Source organism: Prevotella merdae, from assembly GCF_900290275.1.
Lineage (GTDB): Bacteria > Bacteroidota > Bacteroidia > Bacteroidales > Bacteroidaceae > Prevotella > Prevotella merdae.
Genome location: NZ_LT985324.1, coordinates 657623 through 684099, shown reverse-complemented (window position 1 = coordinate 684099; position 26477 = coordinate 657623). Strand labels below are relative to the sequence as shown.

Sequence of the window (26477 nt, the reverse complement as noted above, 5' to 3'; positions counted from 1 at the left end):
TTGGTAACAAAAAATGTTGTCAACTAATATGAAACAAATCATTTCGTAACAGGATTGTAATATGTGTTTAAACATGGTGTAATATGCACAGCGTAATTTTGCAACATCAAAATGAGACAATGACTATACTTTTAAGATAAGATGCAAAATATAGCAATCAAGATTATATACAAAACATAATAATAATAAATGGAAACAATTTATCTTTGTATCGTCGTATTCCTGCTGTGTTTGGCGGTATTCGACCTGTTCGTAGGTGTCAGCAACGATGCCGTGAACTTTCTTAACAGTGCCATTGGAGCTAAAGTGGCTAAGTTTCGCACGGTAATGATCGTAGCGTCGGCCGGTGTTGCACTGGGAGCAGTTATGTCGTCTGGCATGATGGATGTGGCAAGACATGGTATTATGCAGCCATCTAACTTCACATTTTACGATGTAATGACAATATTCCTTGCCGTAATGGTTACGGATGTCATTGTGCTCGACATGTTCAACACATTAGGAATGCCTACATCTACAACCGTTTCGCTTGTGTTTGAGTTGTTAGGCGGAACCTTTGTTATTGCAGCACTGAAGATAGCAACAGACCCATCGCTTCAATTCGGCGACTTGCTTAACACCGACAAAGCACTTAGCGTTATTGTAGCTATATTCGTGAGTGTAGCCATTGCCTTTGTATTCGGTTGTATAGTGCAGTGGATATCGCGCGTTGTCTTCACCTTTAATTATAAGAAGCACTCTCGCTATTCTATCGCATTGTTTGGTGGCATTGCCTTCACATCACTCGCCTATTTCATCTTCTTGAAGGGCATATGCAAGAGCCATTATCTTGACGACAACATTAGGGATTGGGTACAGGCCAATACGAGTATGCTGCTTGTTTATACATTTATTGGCTCGTCTATAGTAATGCAGATATTCCACTTGCTGCGAATCAATGTGTTCAAGTTTGTTGTACTGATGGGTACATTCGGCTTGGCTATGGCATTTGCTGGCAACGACCTTGTAAACTTTATCGGTGTGCCTCTTGCCGGACTCGACTCTTATAATGACTTTATGGCTAATGCCAACGGAGCAGCCGACACAGCTTTCTATATGGACTCGCTTAAAGGTTCGGCACAGACTCCTCCATTCTATCTATTCGCTGCTGGTGTAGTAATGATTATTGCTATGGCAACATCGAAGAAGGCACGCAACGTAATCAATACAAGTGTGGACCTTAGCCGTCAGGATGAGGGTGACGAGATGTTTGGCACAAGCCGTGCGGCTCGTAGCATTGTTCGTGTGACACAAGACACCAACAGCTGGATTATGCAGTACATGCCGGAATGTATAAAGAGATGGATTGACAGTCGATTCAACAAGCAGGAAGTAGAGCTTGAAGACGGAGCAGCTTTCGACGTTGTACGTGCTGCCGTAAACCTTGTACTTGCATCTATGCTTATCACAATAGGTACAAACTTCAAGTTGCCATTGTCTACAACATACGTAACATTTATGGTGGCTATGGGTTCGTCTTTGGCTGATAGAGCTTGGAGCCGCGAGAGTGCTGTGTTCAGAGTAACTGGCGTGATAAGCGTTATAGGTGGTTGGTTCATTACAGCTGCTGTTGCATTTGGTGCTTGTGCTGTGGTTTGCCTCATTATGTTCTATGGTGGAATTGTTGCCAAGATTCTTTTCATAGGCTTGGTTATCTTCCTCCTCATCCGCAGCAACCGCCAGTATACCAAGAAGGAGAAAGAGGCAGACAAGAGCAATGTGTTCCGCCTCATGATGAGCACACACGACCCAGAGATTGTATGGGACTTGCTCTCAAAGCATGTAGCACGCACACAGAGCTTTACTGCAAGATTTGCTATCAACGAGTTTAACAATATATTGGACGGATTGGAAAATGAACGTCCAAGAATATTGCGCAAGGTTGCAAAGGAATTGTCTAAGGAAAAAGACATGCTCAAAATATTCAGACGTCAGGAGTTGCTCGCCCTAAAGCGCGTACCAACCGACATCGCAATAGAGCGCAACACTTGGTTCCACCTTGGAATAAACTCTTCTGAACAGTATATATATTGCTTGCGAAGAATTCTCGACCCAGTTAAGGAACATGTTGACAACAACTTTAATCCGCTACCACAGACATACATCGATGAATTCAGACCGATACGTGCCAATATAAACGACCTTATGCAGCAGACTGAGGCACAGATTTCTACTGGCAGATTCGAACATTACCGCGATACTCTTGCTATGGCCGACCAGTGCAAAGACGAGTTGTCTATTGTAAGAAAGCGCCACATTGACAGAATACAGCAGGCTAAGGGCAATAATAATCTGCAAGTATCACTGGTATACCTCAACCTCTTGCAGGAGAGCCAGCAGCTATTAAGCAACATGCGCCACCAGTTGCGCGCTGCCAAAAAGTTCTCTGAAAGCTAATTAAACATAAATACATTATTATATAGAGGAGTGTCGAAACTTACAATATAGGGTTTCGACACTCCTCTTTTTCATAGAATTTCTTTTGAATTATATTACAATATCTTTTGAATTATGCACCCTAAAAAGCAAAGAAAAAGAGCATAAAGTAATAAACAGAATTCACCACTGTTATAATTCGCCACAGTTAAGATGTGTTAATTAACAAAATCATTTACTTTGTTTGACTATGTAATCAGAATAATATTTGTAACTTTGCAGCACAATTATAATTTCAAGTTATATACGTTTCAATTCAGAAACGTACCTCTTACATTATTTTATTAATTTCCATGTATAGTAAAGACGAATTATCAGCCAAAAATATATCGGAATTGCAGGCAATTGCAAACGAGATGGGTGCAGAGGCGACTAATGGCTCGAACGAAGAGAGCCTAATGTACGCTATTCTTGACAAGCAGGCAGAGATAGGAAGCATGAAGAATCCTCTTGCTGCCAAGCGTCGTCGCACCCGAATAGTAAAGAAAGACACAGACAGAGTATATACTGTTAGTGGCAAAGAAGGAGAAAACTTTGATGTCAAGAAAACAAAAACAACTCAGACAAACGGCGTGACTTCTGAAGAAGACCAACAAGAAGAGATAGAAAAGAGAGAACTAACTCCTGAAGAAATGCTAATGGCTATACCAAAGCATAGAGGACGCAAATCGAAGAAAGAGTTGGAACTTCTTTCGGCTATAGAAGCACGCAAAAAACAAAACGAATTGTTAGCAGGTAACAAAGATACCGAAACAACAACCGAAGAGCCAATTAACACAAATGTTACAGAAATGGACAATAGTGAGAATACTGAGATAGCCCCATCGTCAAACACGACAGACGAAATACCAGAAGCTTCGTTCACCCCAAAAAGCGAAAACGAAAATGATAACGATTCAAACAAGTCGGAACTTATAGCTAAGCTTCAAGAAAAAATAAATGCTCATAACGAGAACAACGATTATGCTGAAGACAAACAACAGCCTATCGACAATAGCGTATGGGAGGGAGATCCAGGTGATGGTACCGACTTCATTACCGTTGTTGACCTTCCTATTGAAGACCAAGGTGTTGTGCCAAACTATGATATGTTTGACAACCCAACAATGCAGCCAAACGACCAGCACGACAATTATGAGCAGCCTGAAGAGGAAGAACCTATTTACGACTTTACAGACCTTATAACTGCCAATGGTGTACTTGAAGTAATGCCTGACGGATATGGTTTCTTGCGTTCAAGCGACTACAACTACCTCTCGTCTCCTGATGATGTATATGTATCAACACAGCAAATCAAGAACTATGGTTTGAAAACTGGTGACGTAATAGAATGTCATGTTCGCCCACCACATGATGGGGAAAAGTACTTCCCATTGACAAGCATAGACATGATTAACGGTCGTGAGCCAATGGACGTTAGAGACAGAATTGCATTCGAACATCTAACACCATTGTTCCCAGAAGAGAAGTTTAACCTTTGCGGTGAAAAGAAGACCACAAATCTCAGCACTCGCATTGTTGACTTGTTCTCGCCTATAGGCAAAGGACAACGTGCACTTATCGTGGCTCAACCTAAGACTGGTAAAACTATCCTTATGAAGGATATTGCCAACGCTATAGCTGCAAATCATCCAGAGGCTTACCTTATGATGCTGCTTATCGACGAACGTCCTGAGGAGGTTACCGATATGGCTCGCACTGTAAACGCTGAGGTTATCGCATCTACCTTTGACGAACCGGCAGAACGTCATGTGAAGATTGCAGGCATAGTGCTTGAGAAAGCCAAGCGTATGGTTGAATGCGGACATGATGTTGTGATATTCCTCGACTCTATAACTCGATTGGCACGTGCATACAACACAGTGTCGCCTGCATCTGGCAAGGTGCTTACTGGTGGTGTTGATGCCAATGCATTGCAGAAACCTAAGCGCTTCTTTGGTGCTGCACGTAATATAGAAGGTGGAGGCTCACTTACTATTATTGCCACTGCTCTTATCGACACTGGCTCAAAGATGGACGAGGTTATCTTCGAGGAGTTCAAGGGAACTGGCAATATGGAGCTTCAACTTGACCGTTCACTATCTAATAAGCGTATATTCCCAGCTGTCAATCTTGTTGCGTCAAGCACTCGTCGTGACGACTTGTTGCAGGATAAGACTACACTCGACCGCATGTGGATATTACGCAAATATATCGCAGACATGAACCCGATAGAAGCAATGAATTCTATCCACGATCGCATGAACCATACTCGCGACAATGAAGAGTTCTTGCTTTCCATGAATTCGTAAAATGGATAAATACATTGAGATTAAAGGCGCACGTGTAAACAACCTTAAAAACGTGAGCCTTAAGATACCAAGAAACCAGCTAATTGTTATTACTGGCGTATCTGGTTCTGGCAAATCATCGCTGGCTTTCGACACTATTTATGCCGAAGGTCAGCGACGTTATGTTGAGTCACTATCATCATACGCACGCCAATACCTTGGAAGGATGTGCAAACCCGAATGTGATATGATAAAGGGATTGCCTCCAGCCATTGCCATTGAGCAGAAGGTTATATCACGAAACCCACGAAGCACAGTAGGTACATCTACCGAAATATACGAGTATATGCGATTGTTGTTCGCAAGAATAGGACGCACATTCTCGCCTATAAGCGGCAACGAGGTTAAGGTGCATACCGTAGAGGATGTTATTAAATGTACACAACAATATTCGGAAGGTACAAAGTTTGCCCTATTGGCTCCTCTCGTCATTAACGAAGGACGCTCCTTGGAGGTTCAACTTAATATGGAACTTCAGCAAGGCTATTCGCGCATTTTCTATAAAAAGGAATTTTACAGAATTGACGATTTTGTATCTGACACCGACTTAGACAAGGTAAATCCAAAGGACATATTCATACTGATTGACAGAATGAGTACAAGCTCCAACAAGGATGCCATATCACGACTCACCGATTCGGCAGAAACAGCCTTCTACGAAGGCAATGGCATTTGTCGTATTGTTTTCTTCCCTTCTAATATCACATACGACTTCTCTACCAAATTCGAGGCAGACGGCATAGAGTTTGAACGTCCAAATGACAATATGTTTGCATTCAACTCACCTGCTGGTGCATGTCCCGAATGCGAAGGCTATGGAAAGATTATGGGCATTGACCATAAACTCGTAATACCCAATACTTCGCTCAGCGTATACGACGGTTGTGTGCAATGTTGGCATGGAGAGAAACTAGGTATGTGGAAGGAAGAGTTTTGTAGAAGGGCTGCAAAGGATAAGTTCCCTATATTCGAACCTTACTACAATCTTACCAAAACTCAGAAGGATATGCTTTGGCATGGATTGCCATCCGACAAGGCTCCAGATGGAAAGGTATGTATCGATTCTTTCTTCCAAATGGTAAAGGAGAATCAATACAAAATTCAATATCGTGTGTTGCTAAGCCGATATAGAGGTAAGACAACATGTCCGGTATGTCATGGTTCCCGACTAAAGAAGGAAGCTACATGGGTAAAGGTTGGCGGTATGAGCATAACCGAACTTGTAGAAATGCCAGTAAACAATCTTAAACGATGGTTTGACAACTTACAGTTGGAAGAACACGAGGCTATCATTGCCAAACGTCTGCTTGCAGAAATTAAGAGTCGACTACAGTTTCTTCTTGATGTGGGATTGGGATATCTTACACTCAACCGACTATCAAACACTCTTAGTGGCGGCGAGAGTCAAAGAATTAACTTGACAACTAATTTGGGCAGCTCACTTGTTGGCTCGGCTTACATTCTTGATGAGCCAAGTATCGGTCTGCATAGTCGCGATACAGAAAGACTTATAAAAGTACTCCGCGAATTGCAGCAGTTGCAAAACACTGTCATTGTTGTAGAGCATGACGAAGAGATTATGCGCGCTGCCGACTACCTTATTGATGTTGGTCCTGATGCGGGTAGACTTGGTGGCGAGATTGTGTATGAAGGAAGTGTTGACGGAATAAAAGATATTGATGTAGAGACAACACGCAGTCATACCGTACGCTATCTGCAAGGTGTTGACAAAATTTCTGTTCCCCCAACCCGACGCCAATGGAATATGGCTATAGAAATAAAAGGGGCAAGAATGAATAACCTTCGTGGATTGGACGTAAAGATTCCGCTTAATGTATTGACTGTAGTTACGGGTGTAAGTGGATCTGGCAAGTCATCATTGATTAAGGGTATATTATACCCTGCATTAAAACGACATCTCAGCGAAGTGGCAGATCCTCCTGGAGAATATTCGTCACTTGAAGGCGACTGGCAACAAGTTAAGCATGTTGAGTTTGTTGACCAAAACCCAATAGGCAAAAGCACACGCTCAAACCCAGCTACCTACATTAAGGCATACGACTTGATACGTCAGTTGTTTGCCGACCAACCACTTGCCAAGCAAGAAGGCTTTACCGCCCAATACTTCTCATTCAATGCCGAAGGTGGAAGATGCGAGGAATGTAAAGGTGCAGGTGTGATAAATGTGGAAATGCAGTTTATGGCCGACCTTACATTGCAATGCGATGCTTGTCATGGCAAACGATTCAAGAAGGAGATTTTGGATGTTTGCTTCCACGAGAAGAGTATATACGATGTGCTGAATATGACTGTGTCTGAAGCTATAGACTTCTTCACACAATATGACCAGAAACAAATAGCAACAAAACTTAAGCCGTTGCAAGACGTAGGATTGGGATATATAAAACTCGGACAGAGTTCGTCTACATTGTCAGGTGGCGAAAACCAACGAGTAAAACTGGCTTACTTTATTGGACAAGAGCGTCAAGAACCAACCTTGTTCATATTCGATGAGCCTACTACTGGTCTTCACTTCCACGACATACACAAGTTACTGGTATCATTCAACACTCTTATAGACAAAGGGCATTCTATTGTTGTGATTGAACATAATATGGACATCATAAAGAATGGCGACTATATTATAGACCTCGGACCTGAAGGCGGAGACAAGGGAGGCAATATTGTTGCAACTGGAACACCAGAGGAAATCATTAAATGCAAGGAAAGTTTGACAGGCAAATACCTTAAAGACAAACTTATCTTGAGTGAATAACCATTCGCTTAAACAATAAAAATCCGCAATGCTTTAGTTAGCATTGCGGATTTATTTTTTTATTATACCTTTATATTATTAAAGGCAAGAATATTTTTATTAGCAAATCTTACGTGAACCATCGCTGATTACTACATCGATAACCTTAGGCTCCTTGCCATACTTGGCAGAATACTTAGCCTTGGCATCAGCGATAAACTGGTCGTAAAGTTCCTCCTTTACAAGGTTGATTGTACAACCACCGAAACCACCGCCCATAATACGGCTACCAGTTACACCATTCTCCTTGGCAATATCGTTGAGGAAGTCGAGCTCCTCGCAAGATACCTCATACTCCTTGCTAAGACCTTCGTGAGTCTCGTACATCTTCTTGCCTACTGTCTCATAATCGCCAGCGTTAAGAGCATCACATACTGCAAGAACACGGTCTTTCTCACCAAGAACGAAGTGAGCGCGCTTGTAATCTTCCTCGCCTACTTCTGCCTTAACCTCCTCAAGCTGCTCCCATGTGCAATCACGCAATGTATCGAAGTGAGCCTCTGGATGCTTTGCTGCAATATGCTTTACTACATTCTCGCAGCTGTTACGACGATCGTTGTATGGAGAACCAGCAAGTTCATGCTTTACACAAGAGTTAAGCAATACGAGCTTGTAGCCTACTGGACGGAATGGGAAATATTCAAACTCACGGCTGTTGCAATCAAGACGCATTAAGCAACCTTCCTTACCAAATACGCTTGCAAACTGGTCCATGATACCACAGTTAACACCACAATAGTTGTGCTCAGTAGCCTGACCTGCAAGAACCATATCCCACTTGCTAACCTTATTATCACCAAACAAATCGTTCAATGCATAAGCGAAGCAGCTTTCAAGAGCAGCCGATGAAGACATACCAGCACCAAGAGGCACATCACCAGCAAATGCTGTATTGAAACCCTTAACGTCTACACCAAGCTTGCGCATCTCCTGAACAACACCATAAATATAGCGAGCCCAGCTTGCACGAGGACCTTGTGGATCGTCTACCTTAAACTCTACACGGTCCTTCAAGTCGATTGAGTAGCACATAACAGTATTAGTTCCGTTTGGGCGAACCTCAGCCATAATGCCCTTGTCAACAGCTCCTGGGAATACAAAACCACCATTATAATCGGTATGTTCACCAATAAGATTGATACGACCAGGAGATGCATAAATGTTTCCTGTCTTTCCGTCGAAATGCTTGATGAAGCGGCTTCTTACAAATTCAATATCCATAATCAAAAGTGTTTTAGTTAATATTTAGATTTGAAAATAAGGCTTGCTTTAAGACTCAACATCTTTAAAACAAGCCTTTATTATTATTAATTACTCTACTGGAATGTCTGTGTTAACGTTCTTTGAACCCCACATTGCGAAATAGAAAATATATGCGGCACTAAGCAACACCACGATAAAGCTGGTGATATAGCTGTGAGTGAAGTCAACAACCTTTGCCTGAATACCAATCATGATAGCAAATCCTACAACCATCATCATAAATGCGCCAGAAGCCTTTGCTGTATACTTGCCAAGACCCTCAGTTGCAAGGTTGAAAATACCACCCCACATTACTGATGCACACAAACCGATGAGAAGGAATGCAAAGATACCTGCTGGAACCTCACCCCATACAAAGCTCATTGTTGTATAGTCGATGCCAGGACACTTTACTGTCATAGATGTAGGAAGAACCATACCTACAACAACAAGAACCATTGCTGCAAAGCTTACTGTAGCAATCATAGCCTTAGGAGAAATCTTACCTCCAAACACACCGCCAACAAAACGACCGATGAGCATAAAGATAAAGTATACAGCTGCAAGTGTACCACAATAGCCTGCATCCATACCCATACCAGGATTTACAGCGTCCTTTGCTGCAGTAAGATATCCAAGGATATAAGTAGGAGGACCAACCTCTACTGCACCATATACGGCAATAGCAAGCATACCCAACTTGAAGTGACGGAAAGAATAACAGCTATACTTGTCGTTGGCATTCTTTGCCGAATTACTTGAAGCATGCTGAGGCTCTTCGATCTTAGTGAAGAAGATAACCACAAGAGCAAAGATGAAAATAGCAAGTGCGATGAAAAGAGCAGGAGCAGCATCAGCTACCTTTGCCTTAGAAGCATCGCCGATAAGACTACCCATAAGCATGTAAACACATACGGCTGCTGCCGAGTTGAACACGCCACCAATCTGGATAAGCTGGTTACCAGTGCTACCGCCACCACCGAGAAGGTTAAGCATTGGGTTTACTACAGTGTTAAGCATACACATGCAAAGACCTGAGATTAAAGCACCAATAAGGTAAACAACGAAGCCCATTGAGCCGCTAACCCACTGGATAAGCAAACCTATAACGCCTACTACGAGAGCTGCAAGAGCTGTCTTCTTATAGCCAAACTTGTCAATAAGCAAACCAGCCGGAACACCCATAAGCAAGTAAGCACCAAAGTTACCATAGTTGCCTACCTGTGCCAAACTCTCAGGCACCTGAAAGGCATTTTTCAATATGATAGCCATTGGCGAACATAGGTTTGTTACAAAGGCAATCATAGCAAAGAGAAATATCATTGCCAAAATAGCAATAATACTGCCTTGTTTTTTCTTGGAATTTTCCATTGTTTTGTTTGTTGTTTTAGTTATTTGTAATTTATTTAGTCTCAATAGAAGATTTTATCTACTCAATAAGGTTGTTTTACACATTAATAATTGAGAATCGGAAACCGACGCTCCAATCCTCAATTATTGTATTAGACTAATCAAGTATGATTGATTATAACTGTTATTTATCAACTGCAAATCTATAGACAGTCTTCTGTGTATACTGCTCGCCTGGGTTCAATACCACTGACGGGAAGTAAGGACGATTAGGCGAATCAGGGAAATGCTGAGCTTCAAAGCAGATAGCACTACGACGTGGGAATGTAGCCCCATTCTGTCCCTTATAACCATCAGCCCAGTTGTCTGTATAAACCTGAACACCTGGCTCGGTTGTATAAACCTCCATGATACGTCCGCTTACAGGCTCCTTAATTCTTGCCGCAAAGCTAAGCTCGCCCTCTTCCTTCTTGTTAAGAACAAAGCAGTGGTCGTATCCAGCACCATTCTTTATCTGCTCATTATCGGCATCAATGTCCTGACCTACAGTCTTAGGCTTGCGGAAATCGAAAGGAGTGCCTTCTACACGCAGAATTTCTCCAGTTGGGATTGACGTATTATCGATAGGAATATAAAAATCTGCATTAATCTCACATTCCAAGTTCTCGATTGTCGGGGTAGGATTAGCAATTCCTGCAAGCGAGAAGAAGCCATGGCTTGTAAGGTTAATGATAGTCTTCTTGTTTGTTGTAGCCATATACTCGATTACAAGTTCGTTGTCGTCGGTAAACGAATATACAACAGTTGTTTTCATTTCACCAGAGAAGCCTTCTTCGCCATACGGGCTAACATACTTCAGTACCAATGTGTGATCGTTCATCTGAAGAGCATCCCAAACTTTAGCGTTAAAGCCCTTAAGTCCACCATGCAAGCTATTAGGACCATTGTTGATAGGCAACTGATACTCTTTACCATGCAACTGGAAGCGTCCCTTGCAAATACGGTTTCCGTATCTACCAATAAGTGTTGAAAGATAAGGCTCTGGTGAGTTTACTATATCGTTGATATTGTCATGACCCTGAATAACGTTGGCTCTATTACCGTTTCTGTCAGGAACCATAATAGCAACCAAAGCGCCTCCATAGTTAGAGATGGCCACTTCATTACCTTCACTGTTTCTCAAGATGTAAAGATCGGTCTCTTTACCAGCTATTGTAGACTGAAAGTCAGCTCTCTTCAGTCCACAAATGTTTTCTGTTTCGGTTGTGTTCATCATTTATCAAGTTTTTAGTTACACGCCTACTACTTTCAACCATGCCCTATTAATTAAGGACATGGTTGTAAAGCGTTTATTTATGTGTTGCAAAGTAAACAAAAAAAAATGTAATGCCCAAGGTTTTTATAGCAAAAATGTTTCATTTTGCCCGTTAAAAACAATTAATTGTTGTTTTTCTTATATGTTAATAGGTCTGCAACCACATAACTGCTGCCTCCAACAAACACAAAGTCGTCTTTTTCGGCATCTGCCAATGCATGCTCATATGCATCCTCGACAGATGTATAACATGTGCCGTGCAGGCCATGAGCCAGAGCCTTTTCGCCTACTACGTTCACTGGAATAGCTCTATGTGTTGTGGCTTGTGCAAAATAGTAAACAGCATTCTTTGGCAGCATATCCATAACATGCTCTATATCCTTGTCGTCTACCATACCAAAAGCAATGCGCAGAGTCTTACACTCAACAGCCTTTATCTGATGACTTAGATACTGCCAACCGCCTACATTATGACCCGTATCACACACTACCAGTGGCGATGTGCCTAAGGTTTGCCAACGTCCCATAAGTCCTGTAGATTCGCAGACATTAGAGAATCCCACACGCACACAATCGTCATTATCTATCACATGCATATCCTTCAAAAGCTTAACTACATGCAGAACCGTGTTGGTATTCTTTTGCTGATACTCGCCCGCAAGTTCGCCATTGATATCCCCGTAACTTACTGTAGTATAACGTTTTCTTCCGTTAAGTTCGTTTTCTACTTGAATAACCTCTTGAGTATCCTCAGCAAATACTATAGGTGCATTATTCTCAATAGCTTTTGCTTCAAACACGGGTCTTGTATCCGTATTATACTCGCCTATAACAACCGGAACGTTAGGCTTGATAATGCCTGCCTTCTCGCCAGCTATCTTCTGAAGTGTGTCGCCCAAGAACTGAGTATGATCCAAACTGATATTTGTTATAACCGACAAGATTGGCGTTATAATGTTGGTACAATCCAATCTGCCACCAAGTCCCACCTCTATAACTGCTATATCAACCTTTTTCTCGGCAAAGTACTTAAAGGCAAGAGCAGTTGTAAGTTCGAAGAATGAAGGATGCAAAGGTTCGAAGAAACCTCTCTCCTCCTCCACAAAGTCTACAACATATTGCTCACTGATACACTCGCCATTCACTCTTATTCGTTCGCGAAAGTCAACAAGATGTGGCGATGTATAAAGTCCTACCTTATATCCAGCAGCCTGAAGTATGGCTGCAATGGTGTGCGAACAAGAGCCCTTGCCATTTGTTCCAGCCACATGTATAGTCTTGAACAGACGATGTGGATGACCGAAATGCCTGTCGAGTTCGTTCGTATTGTATAAGCCTTCCTTATAGGCAGATGCGCCAACCTTCTCAAAAACAGGTGTCGAGTTGAACAAGTATTCAACTGTTTCTTGATAATTCATAATTGATGATTAAATGTTATAGTAATTAAACCACTTCTGGTTAGAATACCAAAACAGGGTTTACAAGACCATGCAGCCCTATAAACCCTGTCGTCAATATATTCAAAAGCCGACATCGCACGGCTCACATAGAATTATTATTAGTTGAAATAATTCTTAAACCGCTCGAATATAGACTTCTTTGTTTCCTTGTCGCCCTTAAAGTTGTCACTGTCACGGAAGCTCTCAATAGCCTTCTTCTCATCGCGAGTCAATGTCTTAGGCACAAACACACTGATGTTTACAACCAAGTCACCAGTACCATTGCCATAACCTTGAACAGCAGGCAAACCCTTTCCACGCAGGCGCAAAGTCTTGCCAGGTTGTGTACCTGGCTCAATCTTTATCTTCACCTTGCTTCCGTCAATAGTAGGTATCTCAACCTGTCCTCCAAGAACAGCTGTAGGGAAGTCGAGCAACAGATTGTAAATAACGTCATTACCGTCACGCACAAAAGTATCGTTAGGTTCCTCAGAAATGTAAACCTGAATATTTCCGTTAATGCCATTGTGCTGACCAGCATTACCCTTGCCAGGAACATTTACAACCATTCCTTCGGCTACGCCAGCTGGTATCTTGATCTCGACAACTTCGTCTCCTTTAACTACGCCAGTACCGCCACATTCCTTACACTTATTCTTGATGATAGTGCCTTCGCCATGACAGTTAGGACATTCAGACTGTGTCTGCATCATTCCAAGCATAGTTCTGACGGTGCGCATTACAACACCGCTACCATTACATGTTGGACATGTCTCGCTACCGCTGCCGTTCTCGGCACCAGTACCATGGCAATGTGTACATGTAACATCCTTCTTTACCTTGAACTTCTTTGTTGTGCCAGTAGCAATCTCTTGAAGCGTAAGTGTAACCTTTATACGCAAGTCAGCACCACGATATTGTGGTTTCTGACGTTGGCCTCCACCGCCAAAACCGCCAAAGCCACCAAATCCTCCTCCATGTCCGCCAAATACATCACCGAACATAGAGAAGATGTCATCCATAGAGAAACCACCTGCTCCGTTAAAGCCACCGCCAAAGCCACCACCTGGAGCTTCAAATCCAAACTGGTCGTATTGCTGGCGCTTTTGTGCATCATGTAGTACATCGTAAGCCTCAGCAGCCTCCTTAAACTTCTCCTCAGCCTCTTTGTTGCCAGGATTTCTATCGGGGTGATACTTTATAGCAATTTTTCTATAAGCCTTCTTAATCTCGTCATCTGTAGCAGTCTTGCTGACGCCCAGCACTTCATAGTAGTCTCTCTTTGCCATTATATAATAAAATAATGTGTGTGGTTATTCTCCTACTTAGTATTAACTCTGAAATTCAATAAAACGTTGTATCGGCATTTTATTACTGTCCAACGGCAACCTTTGCGTGTCTTATCACCTTATCATTAAGCTGATAACCCGTCTGAACACAGTCGATAACCTTACCTTTCTTATCATCGCCCATACCCGGAACCATAGCAACCGCTTCGTGAAAGTCGACATCAAAGTCCTTCCCTTCTGTCTCTATCTTTGTTACTCCAAGCGACTCCAATGTCTTGTTAAACTTGTTGAAGATAAGCTTCATGCCTTCCTTCATAGCCTCTGCATCATCGGTTTTATTTGCAAGAGCACGCTCAAAGTCGTCCAATATTGGCAGAATGGCACTTACAGCCTTCTCGCTACCGTTAAGTATAAGCTCAGCCTTCTCCTTAATGGTGCGTTTCTTATAGTTGTCAAACTCGGCAACCGAACGGAGATACTTGTCCTTAAGCGCCTCTATCTCTTTCTTGGCAGCATCAAGCTGTTCTTCTACTGTAGGTTCAGCGTTTTTCTCTTCCTTATTTTCTGTAGCCTGTGCATCATTCTCAAGTTCGCCGTCCTTGATTTCGATGTCCTTCTCTACATTCTCATTATCTTTCATATTATTATTCATAATTAATGTTTTTATTTTTTATATCAGCAAAAACCTTGCCAACACGTCCTCTCAAGGATAAGTTGGCAAGGTTTTGTCAGTAAACTATAAGTTATATTGCTTACTATACGTTGTACATCTTAGCCTTAAGGGCCTTGATGTCCTCGTTATAAATATAATCGTCGTAATCCATAAGCTTGTCAATGGTTCCGCTTGGAGTAAGTTCTATGATGCGGTTTGCCACAGTCTGTATAAACTCATGGTCGTGGCTCGAGAATAGGATATTGCCCTTAAAGCCCACCAAATTGTTGTTGAAAGCCTGAATACTCTCGAGGTCCAAGTGATTGGTTGGTGTATCCAATATCAAGCAGTTGGCATTCTTGAGCTGCATTCTTGCAATCATACATCTCATACGTTCGCCTCCCGAAAGTACATTTACCTTCTTCATAACGTCCTCGCCAGAGAAAAGCATACGTCCAAGGAAGCCCTTCATTACAACCTCATTGCCTGGACCATACTGGCTCAGCCAATCTACAAGATTCTTATCACTATTGAAGAACTCGGTATTATCCAATGGCAGATAAGCTGTTGTAATTGTCACACCCCACTTATATGTACCTGCATCAGCCTCGCGGTTGCCATTGATAATCTCGAACAAGGCTGTCATAGCCTTAGGATTATGGCTTAGGAACACAACCTTCTCGCCCTTCTCGATGTTGAAGTTAACATTATCGAACAATACAGTTCCATCCTCGTCAACTGCCTTTAAGCCTTCAACCTCAAGAATCTGATTTCCTGGTTCGCGTTCCATCTGGAATATAATGCCCGGATATTTACGGCTTGACGGACGAATCTCCTCAACATTAAGCTTCTCAAGCATCTTCTTACGACTGGTTGTCTGCTTACTCTTTGCCACATTGGCAGAGAATCGGCGAATAAACTCTTCCAACTCCTTACGCTTCTCCTCTGCTTTCTGGCGTTGGTTTTGTGCCTGACGCAAAGCGAGCTGAGAACTTTCATACCAGAATGAGTAGTTACCTGCAAATACTGTTACCTTACCAAAGTCGATATCTACTGTCTGTGTGCTGACAGCATCGAGGAAGTGACGGTCGTGGCTCACAACAAGAACAGTCTGTTCTACATTGCTAAGATATTCCTCAAGCCACTGTACTGTATCAAGGTCCAAGTCGTTGGTAGGCTCATCAAGCAACAAGTTATCCGGATTGCCAAACAATGCCTTGGCAAGCATAACGCGCACCTTCTCGTTGTTAGATAGCTCGCTCATTTGCTTCTCGTGCAATGTTTCAGGGATACCAAGATTAGAAAGCATCTGTGCAGCATTGCTCTCTGCCTCCCAACCTTCCATTTCGGCAAACTTTAGTTCAAGTTCAGCAGCGCGATTTCCATCTTCTTCGCTCATTTCTGGCTTAGAATAAAGTTCCTCACGCTCCTTCATATTTTTCCAAAGCGGCTCATGTCCCATCAATACAGTATCAAGAACACGATAGGCATCAAATTTGAAGTGGTCCTGCTCAAGCACTGAAAGACGCTCGCCTGGTCCCAATTCAACCGAACCCTTATTGGGTTCCAAATCTCCACTGATAGCACGCAAAAGAGTTGACTTACCAGCTCCATTAGCGCCTATGACACCATAGATATTGCCAGCTGTAAACTTCAAGTTGACATCCTTGTAAAGAACTCTTTTTCCAAACTGAATAGCGAGATTGGTTACTGTTATCATTTTATAATATTGTAAGTTATTTTATTTTTCCCCTTCTGGTTATACTAAACAATGTAGTATACACAAAAACTGGCTGCAAAGTTACTCAATTTATTGCACAAAAATGAAGTTTTTTTGTTTTTTTACTTATTTATCATTGATTATAGCTACTTTTGCATCTTAAAGTCCACAACGGACCAAGTGCTATAATTAAAAATACCAATGTTCAAATTCATTTCATTCGGAAGCGGAAGTAGCGGCAATTGCTACTATTTATATACAGAAAACGGCGGCATCATTATCGACTTAGGTATTGGAACCCGCAAACTTAAGAACCATTTTGTTGACTATGGTCTTAACTATTTCAGTGGCATAAAGGCCATACTTGTTACACACGACCATGCCGACCATATAAAGTCTGTTGGCAGCATATCCAAGAAGTTTGAGATTCCTGTATATGCTACACGTCCTGTACATTCGGGTCTTGACAGCAATGTATGTATGCGCAGCAAGATTACACACGACAGAAGAATGTACGTGCAACCAGGAGTAAGCTTCAAGATAGACGACTTTAACATTACACCATTCGCCGTACCGCACAACAGCACCGACAATGCTGGTTACATGATAGAGCACAACGGTGTGGTGTTCAGTCTGCTTACCGACGTAGGCCACATCACAGACGAGATTGCCTCTGTTATAAGACGCACCAACTATCTTGTGATTGAGGCCAACTACGACCCTCAGATGCTTGAGGTAGGTCCCTACCCTTACTATCTTAAGGAAAGGATAAGGAGTGGCAGCGGACACTTGAGCAACTTGTTTTGTGCCGAAGCTCTTGTTGCCAATCACACCGACAACCTTCGCCACATATGGCTATGCCACCTTAGCGAAGAGAACAACAAGCCCGAGATAGCCTTACAATGCGTTGTCGACGCTTTGGAGAATGCAGGAATAAAGACTGGTGGCAGTTTGCCTGTTGAGGTTTTACGCCGCAAACTGCCTACGGGCATCTTTGACTTGGTATAATGCAACTGCCTTGCTCCACTGCAATTAGGCATCCTATCGACACTTGCGATACCAATCTACAAGAGATGCACGCGACACACCAAGCCTAACCATACGGTCAAGGTCGTCACGTGCTTCTGCTTTGCGTTTCATAATAATGCGCACATTGGCACGGCTAAGCAAGTAGTCGGTATTGCTTGGAGCAAGCTCTATAGCTTTACCATAATCGTATTCGGCAGGAGCATACATCTTGCGTTCTACCTCCATACCAGCTCTTGCCGCATAAGCCACAGCATTATCTGGATGTTGCATTACAAGGAGGTTTATCTGGTTTATCGCATCTGTATATCTGTTATCCTTATCATTGAGAAGAGCCAATCCAAGTCGGGCTTCAAAATGATCGGGCACAGTAGACAGCAAGTTCTCATAATCGAGCCTTGCAAACTTGTATCTTTGCTGTTTTTCGTTTACAAAAGCACGATAAAACAAGGCTGCCAGATTGTAGGGTTCCCGCCTCAACACATAGTCGTATTCATCGTGCGCATACTGCCATTGCTCAAGCTGAAGATTCCATCCTGCCTTTCTTAAGCGCAAGTCAAGCGAGTCGGGATGATAGCTCAATTGCTCTGATGCAACAGCAAGACTATCTCTAAGTTGCTGACGTGTTAACATAGTTGAAGTGCTTGTCTGCGCCGAGACATTGGCAGCAGAAGCAAGGAATAAGAACAAATATACAAATACTGGTTTCATTATCTAAATTTCGTTATTTCTTTAATGAGTGCCTATCAATTATGGCACGGATGCACATTCCATTGAATCCGAGTGCGAAATTAAGAATAAATACCAAAGAACACAAATGTTTTATAGTTAGTTTGGCTTTATTTTTTAATTTTCATCTTAATCTGACAAAGCGGAGTTGTGCCCAAACCGCCTTGAGCAGATACGCATCAGGTCAAAAACCTTTGTGTTTTTTGCACATAATTCCTAAAGTTTTACTATTCAGTTTAAAGAGAAAGTACTATCTTTGTGGAGAGAATAAATCTCATCTAACAAATCATTGTTTTTAAATTATTTTAATATGTAATATGGCTAATATGAATAATATAGATAATGACACCTACCGCAAAGTCCATTTTGCAGTTATGGCAATAGAGAGCGGAGCTAAGAAGCTTGGCATCACCGGCAAGACTATGTTCGACCGTCTACAGAAGCAAGGGCTTATACACAACCGACTTTTCAAGCGTTATGAGGAGCTACATACCCAAAGTTTAGATTGGGTTGCAGAAGACATTTGTGAAACACTTCTAAATTGGGAGGCGGAATCATGATAAATTTATTTCATGGATCATATACGGAAGTACCCACACCGCTTGTAAAGTTGGGAAGAAGCAAGGTTGATTTTGGGCAAGGCTTTTATCTAACGAAATTACAAACGCAAGCAGAAGCATGGGCAAGAGTTATTGCCGAAAGAAAAGGGAAAAAAGCGAAAGCTGTTCTATCCGTATATTCATTAGATTTCAATGGAGTTAAGTCTGACAACTATCGTATTAAGATATTTGAATCTTATAATATAGAATGGTTGGAATACGTTATAGACTGCCGAAGCGGAGGTACCATTCAAAATCAATATGATATAGTTGAAGGTGGTGTCGCCAATGACAATGTTATTGATACTGTAGAAGATTATGAGAATGGCATTATAACAGCAGAACAGGCTCTTGGACAACTAAAATACAAAGCTGTGAATCATCAAATATGTATTCTCAACCAAGAAATCGTAGATAAGTATCTTACTTTCATTTCATCAACTATAATTAACACGGAGGATTAACAATGAGAGATAATGTATTATGGCGCAAACAAAGCCGAATTATAATGTTATTGGCAGAGACGCTACATATAAGCGCAGAGCGAGCACTCGACTTGTTTTATTCAACCGAGGTATACCAGCAATTAACAAATTCAAAGTCCGGGTTGCAGCTGATGAGTGACCAATATATATTGGAAGACCTTATTAATGAATTGAGAAAATAACAAGCCATTTAAATCCATCAACACCTAGCATTTGCTCAAATCAAGATAAACATCGGCAGAGTATGGCATAGATTTAATATTCGAGATTAGATAAAAACGGCTATAATACGTTGGGCGTTTAACGTCCAGCGTATTGATAGCCGTTTCGATTTAAGTTAGTTAAAGTTGCTTTTATGCTTTTGCTATATAGTCGGCAATCCACTGGCCAACTTCCTTTGTGCCATACTGGGCACCACCCTCAACCTGAATCTCAGGTGTGCGTACATTGGCATCGAGCGAAGCGTCAACAGCCTTGCGTACAAGAGCACCCTCTTCGTTAAGGCCGAAATGCTCAAGAAGCATGGCGGCAGAGAGAATCTGCGCTACCGGGTTGGCAAGGTTCTTGCCTGCTGCCTGTGGCCATGAACCATGTACAGGCTCGAATAGCGGAGTGTGCTCGCCAAGCGAACTTGACGGCTGCAATCCCATAGAACCGGTGATACAAGAAGTTTCGTCGGTGAGGATATCGCCAAATGTGTTCTCGGTAACTATTACGTCGAAGAAACGAGGTTCGGTGAGAACGCGCATTGAGGCGTTGTCGATAAACATATAATCGGTGGTAACCTCAGGATACTGCGGTTCCATCTCCTTGGCAATCTGACGCCATAGACGCGACGAAGCAAGCACATTGGCCTTGTCTACAACGGTGAGATGCTTGTTGCGCTTCATAGCAAACTCGAAGGCTACCTTAAGGATGCGCTCAATCTCGGGACGTGTGTATATATCGGTGTCGTATGCCTTGTCGTTGTCTTGATACTTCTCGCCGAAATACATACCGCCAGTAAGCTCGCGAATCACAACAAAGTCGGCTCCCTTAAGAAGCTCGTCCTTCAACGGTGACTTATGCAACAGGCAGTCAAAAGTAGCTACAGGGCGCACGTTGGCAAAAAGGCCAAGCTTCTTGCGCATGGCAAGAAGGCCCTGCTCAGGGCGCACCTTTGCTGTAGGATCGTTATCAAAACGTGGATCGCCTACGGCTGCAAACAATACGGCATCGGCATCCATACATGTTTTAAATGTTTCCTCTGGAAAAGGATCGCCAACTGCATCGATGGCATGAGCGCCACAAATGGCCTCGTTGAACGAGAACTCGTGGCCGAACTTATCTGCCACTACCTTCATTACCTTTACTCCTTCTTTCATTATCTCCGGTCCGATTCCATCGCCGGGAAGTACTGCTATATTTAATTTCATAACTAAAACAATTATTTTTTTCTTTATACTTTTTCTTATGAGATACGGTCTGCAGCCGTACCATGCAAACTGCTTTTCAAAGTAATATATATTACTTGCCCGTTGAATATATATTAATTGCTCATTTAATATTATTTACTTTGCCTTTGAATATTATTTACTTTGCCTTTGAACATATATTAATTTTATTCCACAATGTTCAGCATCTTTATCGTTGCCTTGATAGCCGCCTCGGTTTGGTCGGCATCAAGACCGCGTGTACGCAGCAGCTTGTCGCCATTACGCCATGTTATAACGGTTTGCACAAGAGCATCTGTTCGACCTCCAGGCGGTATGGATACTGCATAGTTTTCGAGTACAGGGAAAGTACGTCCAAGACGCTCACGATATATCTTGCGCATAGCCTTGACAAATGCGTCGTACTGTCCATCGCCCAATGCGTTGTCCTCATATTGCTGTCCATCAATCTCCACCTTTACGCTTGCCATAGGGCGCAATCCGTAAGCAAGCGACACCATATAGCTTACAAGCTTAACCTTGTCTTCTGGTGCCGAATGCTTAAGCACATCGCTCACGATGAAAGGCAGATCGTCTTGAGTAACCATCTCCTTGCGGTCGCCCAGTTCGGTGATGCGCTGCGTTACGCGGCGTGTCTGCTCTGGAGTAAGCTCCAAGCCAAGTTCTTCAAGATTCCTTGCAATGTTGGCCTTGCCGCTGTTCTTGCCAAGAGCATACTCGCGCTTTCTGCCAAAACGCTCAGGCACAAGGTCGTTGCAATAAAGGTTGTCCTTATTGTCACCATCGGCATGAACGCCAGCCACCTGAGTAAAGACATTCTCGCCAACGATAGGCTGGTTGGGAGCAACAGCAATGCCCGAATAGCCTTCTACAAGTCTACTAACCTCGCCAAGTCGGTCCTCGTGTATGCCTGTTTCTACATGCAGCTGGTCTTTAAGTATGGCCTGGACACTTGCAAGCGGTGCATTGCCGCAACGCTCGCCAAGCCCGTTTACAGTAACATGCAGTCCGCTTGCCCCTGCCTTTACGGCTGCCAGTGAATTGCCCACAGCAAGATCGTAATCGTTATGGGCATGGAAGTCGAAATGAGCCGAAGGATAGCGCTCCTTCATCTTGCCAAAGAACTCGGTAACCTGCATTGGGTTAAGTATGCCTAATGTATCGGGCAGTAGAAAACGCCTAATGCCACTCTCCACAAGTGCGTCCATCATCTGGAACACATAGTCGGGCGAGTCCTTCATACCGCTGCTCCAATCCTCAAGATACAGATTGACAACGATGTTCTTCTGGGCTGCATACGCCAGCGAGCGGTAAATGTCGTCGATATGTTCCTCGGGGGTTTTCTTCAGCTGCTGTGTACAATGCTTAAGCGAACCTTTAGCCAAGAGATTCATAACACGGCAACCGCACTCGTCAATCCAATCAATAGACTTATGTCCATCAACAAAGCCGAGCACCTCTACCCTATTTAGCTTGCCCACACTTGCCGCATAACGGCAAACCATACGCACAGCATCCTTCTCGCCTTCAGAAACTCTGGCCGAAGCAACCTCTATGCGGTCGACATTTACGTCGCCTAGGAGCATACGCGCCATCATAAGTTTCTCGTGAGGTAGGAAAGACACGCCGCTGGTCTGTTCGCCGTCGCGCAGCGTGGAATCCATTATCTCTATTCTATTTAATTCTGTTGTTCCCATGCTTCTACCTTATCACGATTCTGGACAAGGAAATCTACATCATCCAGACCATTTTCCAAACAATGTTTTTTATATCCGTTTATCTCGAAATGCTCGCTATTGCCAGTGGCAAGATTGGTGACTGTCTGGTTGGGCAAGTCTACGCGCACCTCTGTCTTATGATCTTTATCAATGCTGTCGAACAGCTCTTTGAGGAAAGGCTCACTAACCACTACTGGCAGAACAAGATTGTTGAGCTCGTTGTTCTTGTGTATATCGGCAAAGAAGGAACTGATAACAACACGGAATCCAGCACCTGCAATAGCCCATGCGGCATGCTCGCGCGACGAGCCCGAACCAAAATTCTTTCCTGCTACAAGAATAACTCCGCTGTACGAGGGATCGTTCATAACAAAGTCGGGCTTTGGTGTGCCATCGGCATTGTAGCGCCAATCGCGGAAGAGGTTGTCACCCATGCCTTCCTTATCAATAGCCTTAAGGAAGCGGGCGGGAATAATTTGGTCGGTGTCCACATTCTCGAGAGGGAGAGGAATGCAGGTGGATGTTATAACGTTGAATTTCTGTTTCATTTTGATTTACTTTCTAATTGTTTACGTTCAGATTGCGCTAAGACTTACATAAATTCTCTTGGGTCGGTTATTACTCCCGTAACTGCCGCTGCCGCTGCTACAAGTGGCGAAGCGAGGATAGTGCGCGAACCAGGTCCCTGACGTCCCTCAAAATTACGGTTGGATGTAGATACCGAGTACTTGCCAGCTGGAATCTTGTCGTCGTTCATAGCCAAACAAGCCGAACAACCAGGCTGTCTAATCTCAAAGCCAGCTGCCTCTACTATTTTGTCAATACCTTCCTCGCGTATCTGTTTGTCTACAAGCCATGAGCCTGGAACAAGCCATGCAGTAACACCCTCTGCCTTATGTTTGCCCTTGACAATAGAAGCAAAGGCACGGAAGTCCTCGATACGTCCATTGGTACAAGCGCCAAGGAACACGTAATCGATTTTATGTCCGAGGAGTTTCTCGCCAGGTTCGAATCCCATGTACTTAAGGCTCTTCTTGAACGAAGCCTGACCTTCCTCGTCAATGGTGTCGAGTGTAGGGATGGTTTCTGTTATGCCAATGCCCATGCCTGGATTGGTTCCGTAGGTGATGCGCGGCTCGATGTCGGCAGCGTTAAATGTAAGCTCCTTATCGAAAACAGCATCGTCGCCACTCTTCAATGTCTTCCAGTAAGCCACGGCCTTATCCCAAGCCTCGCCCTTTGGCGCATATTCGCGGCCCTTGATATAAGCAAAGGTTGTCTCGTCAGGAGCAACAAATCCGCCGCGTGCTCCCATCTCGATAGAAAGGTTGCATAGGGTAAGACGGCCCTCCATTGACATATCGCGAACCACATCGCCAGCATATTCAACAAAGTAGCCTGTGGCTCCTGATGTTGTGAGTTGACTCATAAGATAAAGAGCCACATCCTTTGCCGTAACGCCTTTAGCAAGCTTGCCGTTGATGTTTATACGCATCGACTTAGGTTTGCTTTGCAGGATGCACTGCGAAGCCATAACCATCTCTACCTCTGATGTACCGATACCGAAAGCCACAGCTCCCATTGCTCCGTGTGTAGATGTATGCGAGTCGCCGCAAACAATAGTCATACCTGGCAGCGAGAGTCCCTTCTCTGGACCAACTACGTGGATAATACCATTGTCCTTAGAGTTCATGGCAAAGTGGGCAACACCAAAGTCGGCTGCGTTCTTTGCAAGTGTGTCTACCTGACGCTTAGATACAGGGTCCTCGATAGGCTTGTCCTGGTCGTGTGTAGGTGTATTGTGGTCGGGCATACAGAATATGTGGTCGGGGCGGAACATCTTAAGTCCTCGGGCTCGCATACCTGCAAATGCCTGTGGCGATGTAACCTCGTGACAGTAGAGGCGGTCGATGTAAAGCTGTGTAGGGCCATCTTCAACAGTCTGCACAATGTGCTTGTCCCAAATTTTGTCAAATAGCGTATTCATTGTATTGTATAATTGTTTAATTGTTATTGTATTTCTGTTCTACTTCACACGAAACTTGTTGATACAGTCGATATAGGCCTCAACAGATGCCGATACGATGTCGGTGTTGGCACCAAATCCGTAATACACGCTGCCGTCATATTCTACCTGCATATGCACCTTGCCTACATCGTCAGAGCCCTTGGATATGGCCTGTATGGTAAACTCCTTAAGCGTCATCTGCTTCTGTATTATCTTCTTAAGAGCCTTTATTGCCGCGTCTACTGGACCATTTCCTGTAGAAGCCTCTTCAAACTTCTGTCCAGATATGTCAAGACCAATACTTGCAACACTCTTGACACCAAGTCCGGTTGTAACCTGAAGGAAGTCGAGCTTAACGGCATGAGCTTCCTTGGCATCAGCACCTGCAAGCATCAGTATATCGTCGTCGTTAACCTCCTTCTTGCGGTCGGCAAGCTTTAGAAACTGCTTATAGATGGCGTCTATCTTGGTCTCGTCCTCGATATTGACACCAAGAACACCAAGTCGATACTTCAATGCAGCACGTCCTGAGCGTGCAGTAAGAACGATAGAACCGCTGTCGAGACCAACATCCTTCGGGTCGATAATCTCGTATGTGCTAACATTCTTAAGCACTCCATCCTGATGGATGCCGCTTGAATGGGCAAAGGCGTTACGGCCAACAATAGCCTTGTTGGGCTGTACCGGCATATTCATCAAGCTTGAGACCATGCGGCTTGTAGGACAAATCTTTGTGGTGTTGATGTTGGTGTCGATACCAATATTGTTGTGACACTTAAGAATCATGGCTATCTCCTCAAGAGAAGTGTTGCCGGCACGCTCGCCAATGCCATTGATAGTAACCTCTACCTGGCGTGCACCATTCATTACACCACTAAATGTATTGGCAGTGGCAAGTCCAAGGTCGTTATGGCAATGGGTAGAAATAATGGCCTTGTCGATGTTGTCGACGTGCTCCATAAGGTATTTAATCTTGGCTCCGTACTCCTCGGGCAAGCAATAGCCAGTGGTATCAGGAATGTTAACCACCGTAGCTCCAGCCTTTATAACAGCCTCGACAACACGTGCAAGGTATTCGTTGTCTGTACGACCGGCATCTTCGGCATAGAACTCCACGTCCTCTACATAACGCTTGGCGTATTTCACAGCACGCACGGCACGCTCAATAATCTCCTCGCGATTGGAATGGAACTTATACTGTATGTGCGAGTCGGATGTTCCGATTCCAGTATGTATTCTGCCACGTTTTGCATATTTCAACGCCTCGGCGGCACAGTCAATATCTTTCTCCACGGCGCGAGTCAAGGCACAAATGGTAGGCCATGTAACAGCCTTTGAAATCTCAATAACCGAATTGAAGTCACCTGGACTTGAAATAGGAAATCCTGCTTCAATCACATCCACACCAAGCTGCTCTAACTGTCGTGCCACTTGAATCTTTTCTACTGTGTTCAACTGACAGCCAGGCACCTGCTCGCCGTCTCGGAGTGTTGTGTCGAAAATAAACAATCTGTCGCTCATATCTGTTTCTGTTTTGCTGGTTATTACTTCGTGTTAAGTGTATGTAGCATTAATTAGCTCTTGATTTAACAAAAAAAACCTTTCACACTTCCTATGGGGCAAGTGGGAAAGGTTTAATTGTGTCTTTCAAGCATAAAAGTCAATGCAATCTTGTTCAACCTATCGGCATACACTACCCCGTTCGACATCGCCCTGAAGTCGAATTCGAATAATAATGCTAATAATGTTGTAAGAAACCTTCATATTTATCTACTTTAATGATTATTCATTGTTTCGGTTACAAAGGTAAGAATTTATCGGTATTCCACAAATATTTTATAATAAAAATTAC

19 protein-coding genes are annotated in these 26477 nt (G+C 43.4%); 6 read left to right on the top strand and 13 right to left on the bottom strand.

Annotated features, from left to right (window positions below):
- The first annotated feature begins 189 nt into the window (after positions 1–189).
- The 3 genes from C9991_RS09395 to uvrA all read left to right on the top strand — a co-directional run bounded on the left by C9991_RS09395 (position 190) and on the right by uvrA (position 7581).
- On the top strand, positions 190–2436 hold the full coding sequence (locus C9991_RS09395; RefSeq protein WP_106812285.1) for an inorganic phosphate transporter: 2247 nt from the start codon (positions 190–192) through the stop codon (positions 2434–2436).
- Between the two features lie 332 nt (positions 2437–2768).
- Entirely contained in the window at positions 2769–4766 is a 1998-nt protein-coding gene (gene rho, locus C9991_RS09390) for a transcription termination factor Rho (protein ID WP_106812284.1), read from the top strand.
- 1 nt (position 4767) lies between these two features.
- A complete protein-coding gene (gene uvrA, locus C9991_RS09385; protein WP_106812283.1) occupies positions 4768–7581 on the top strand; it encodes an excinuclease ABC subunit UvrA in 2814 nt (937 codons plus the stop codon).
- A gap of 99 nt (positions 7582–7680) precedes the next feature.
- Here the strand turns inward: uvrA and galK are convergent, their stop codons facing one another.
- From galK to C9991_RS09350, 7 genes are all read right to left on the bottom strand, one after another.
- Complete coding sequence (galK, locus tag C9991_RS09380) at positions 7681–8841, bottom strand: galactokinase (protein ID WP_106812282.1); 1161 nt, start codon at positions 8839–8841, stop codon at positions 7681–7683.
- A gap of 90 nt (positions 8842–8931) precedes the next feature.
- Positions 8932–10233: an MFS transporter gene (locus C9991_RS09375; protein WP_106812281.1), complete on the bottom strand. Its 1302-nt coding sequence runs from the start codon at positions 10231–10233 to the stop codon at positions 8932–8934.
- 163 nt (positions 10234–10396) lie between these two features.
- A complete protein-coding gene (locus tag C9991_RS09370) occupies positions 10397–11488 on the bottom strand; it encodes an aldose epimerase family protein (protein ID WP_106812280.1) in 1092 nt (363 codons plus the stop codon).
- Between the two features lie 161 nt (positions 11489–11649).
- Positions 11650–12945 (bottom strand): bifunctional folylpolyglutamate synthase/dihydrofolate synthase, encoded by a 1296-nt coding sequence (locus C9991_RS09365; RefSeq protein ID WP_106812279.1) that lies wholly within the window; start codon positions 12943–12945, stop codon positions 11650–11652.
- A gap of 140 nt (positions 12946–13085) precedes the next feature.
- A complete protein-coding gene (dnaJ, locus tag C9991_RS09360; protein ID WP_198643774.1) occupies positions 13086–14255 on the bottom strand; it encodes a molecular chaperone DnaJ in 1170 nt (389 codons plus the stop codon).
- Positions 14256–14337: 82 nt separating this feature from the next.
- Positions 14338–14907 carry a nucleotide exchange factor GrpE gene (locus tag C9991_RS09355; RefSeq protein WP_232823292.1) on the bottom strand — a complete coding sequence of 190 codons (570 nt, stop codon included), beginning with the start codon at positions 14905–14907 and terminating at the stop codon, positions 14338–14340.
- A 103-nt stretch (positions 14908–15010) separates the two neighbouring features.
- The gene (locus C9991_RS09350) at positions 15011–16627 is read right to left on the bottom strand and encodes an ABC-F family ATP-binding cassette domain-containing protein (RefSeq protein ID WP_106812276.1); all 1617 of its coding nucleotides are present in this window, start codon (positions 16625–16627) and stop codon (positions 15011–15013) included.
- Positions 16628–16828: 201 nt separating this feature from the next.
- Here C9991_RS09350 and C9991_RS09345 point away from each other — a divergent pair, with 201 nt between their 5' ends.
- Positions 16829–17635 carry an MBL fold metallo-hydrolase gene (locus C9991_RS09345; protein ID WP_106812275.1) on the top strand — a complete coding sequence of 269 codons (807 nt, stop codon included), beginning with the start codon at positions 16829–16831 and terminating at the stop codon, positions 17633–17635.
- 33 nt (positions 17636–17668) lie between these two features.
- Here the strand turns inward: C9991_RS09345 and C9991_RS09340 are convergent, their stop codons facing one another.
- Positions 17669–18364 (bottom strand): tetratricopeptide repeat protein, encoded by a 696-nt coding sequence (locus C9991_RS09340; protein ID WP_106812274.1) that lies wholly within the window; start codon positions 18362–18364, stop codon positions 17669–17671.
- A 344-nt stretch (positions 18365–18708) separates the two neighbouring features.
- Here C9991_RS09340 and C9991_RS09335 point away from each other — a divergent pair, with 344 nt between their 5' ends.
- Both C9991_RS09335 and C9991_RS09330 read left to right on the top strand, forming a co-directional pair.
- Positions 18709–18942, top strand: a complete 234-nt coding sequence (locus C9991_RS09335) for a DUF3791 domain-containing protein (protein WP_106812798.1) — start codon at positions 18709–18711, stop codon at positions 18940–18942.
- Positions 18939–19445 (top strand): DUF3990 domain-containing protein, encoded by a 507-nt coding sequence (locus C9991_RS09330; RefSeq protein WP_106812273.1) that lies wholly within the window; start codon positions 18939–18941, stop codon positions 19443–19445. The genes C9991_RS09335 and C9991_RS09330 overlap by 4 nt, the downstream gene beginning before the upstream one ends.
- A 374-nt stretch (positions 19446–19819) precedes the next feature.
- On the opposite strand, the gene leuB is transcribed toward C9991_RS09330, so the two are convergent.
- The 5 genes from leuB to C9991_RS09300 all read right to left on the bottom strand — a co-directional run bounded on the left by leuB (position 19820) and on the right by C9991_RS09300 (position 26146).
- The gene (leuB, locus tag C9991_RS09320) at positions 19820–20881 is read right to left on the bottom strand and encodes a 3-isopropylmalate dehydrogenase (protein ID WP_106812271.1); all 1062 of its coding nucleotides are present in this window, start codon (positions 20879–20881) and stop codon (positions 19820–19822) included.
- Between the two features lie 185 nt (positions 20882–21066).
- Entirely contained in the window at positions 21067–22596 is a 1530-nt protein-coding gene (locus C9991_RS09315) for a hydroxymethylglutaryl-CoA lyase-like TIM-barrel protein (RefSeq protein ID WP_106812270.1), read from the bottom strand.
- Positions 22578–23165, bottom strand: a complete 588-nt coding sequence (leuD, locus tag C9991_RS09310; protein WP_106812269.1) for a 3-isopropylmalate dehydratase small subunit — start codon at positions 23163–23165, stop codon at positions 22578–22580. The genes C9991_RS09315 and leuD overlap by 19 nt, the downstream gene beginning before the upstream one ends.
- A 44-nt stretch (positions 23166–23209) precedes the next feature.
- A complete protein-coding gene (leuC, locus tag C9991_RS09305; protein ID WP_106812268.1) occupies positions 23210–24604 on the bottom strand; it encodes a 3-isopropylmalate dehydratase large subunit in 1395 nt (464 codons plus the stop codon).
- 39 nt (positions 24605–24643) lie between these two features.
- Complete coding sequence (locus C9991_RS09300) at positions 24644–26146, bottom strand: 2-isopropylmalate synthase (protein WP_106812267.1); 1503 nt, start codon at positions 26144–26146, stop codon at positions 24644–24646.
- Positions 26147–26477: the final 331 nt, after the last annotated feature.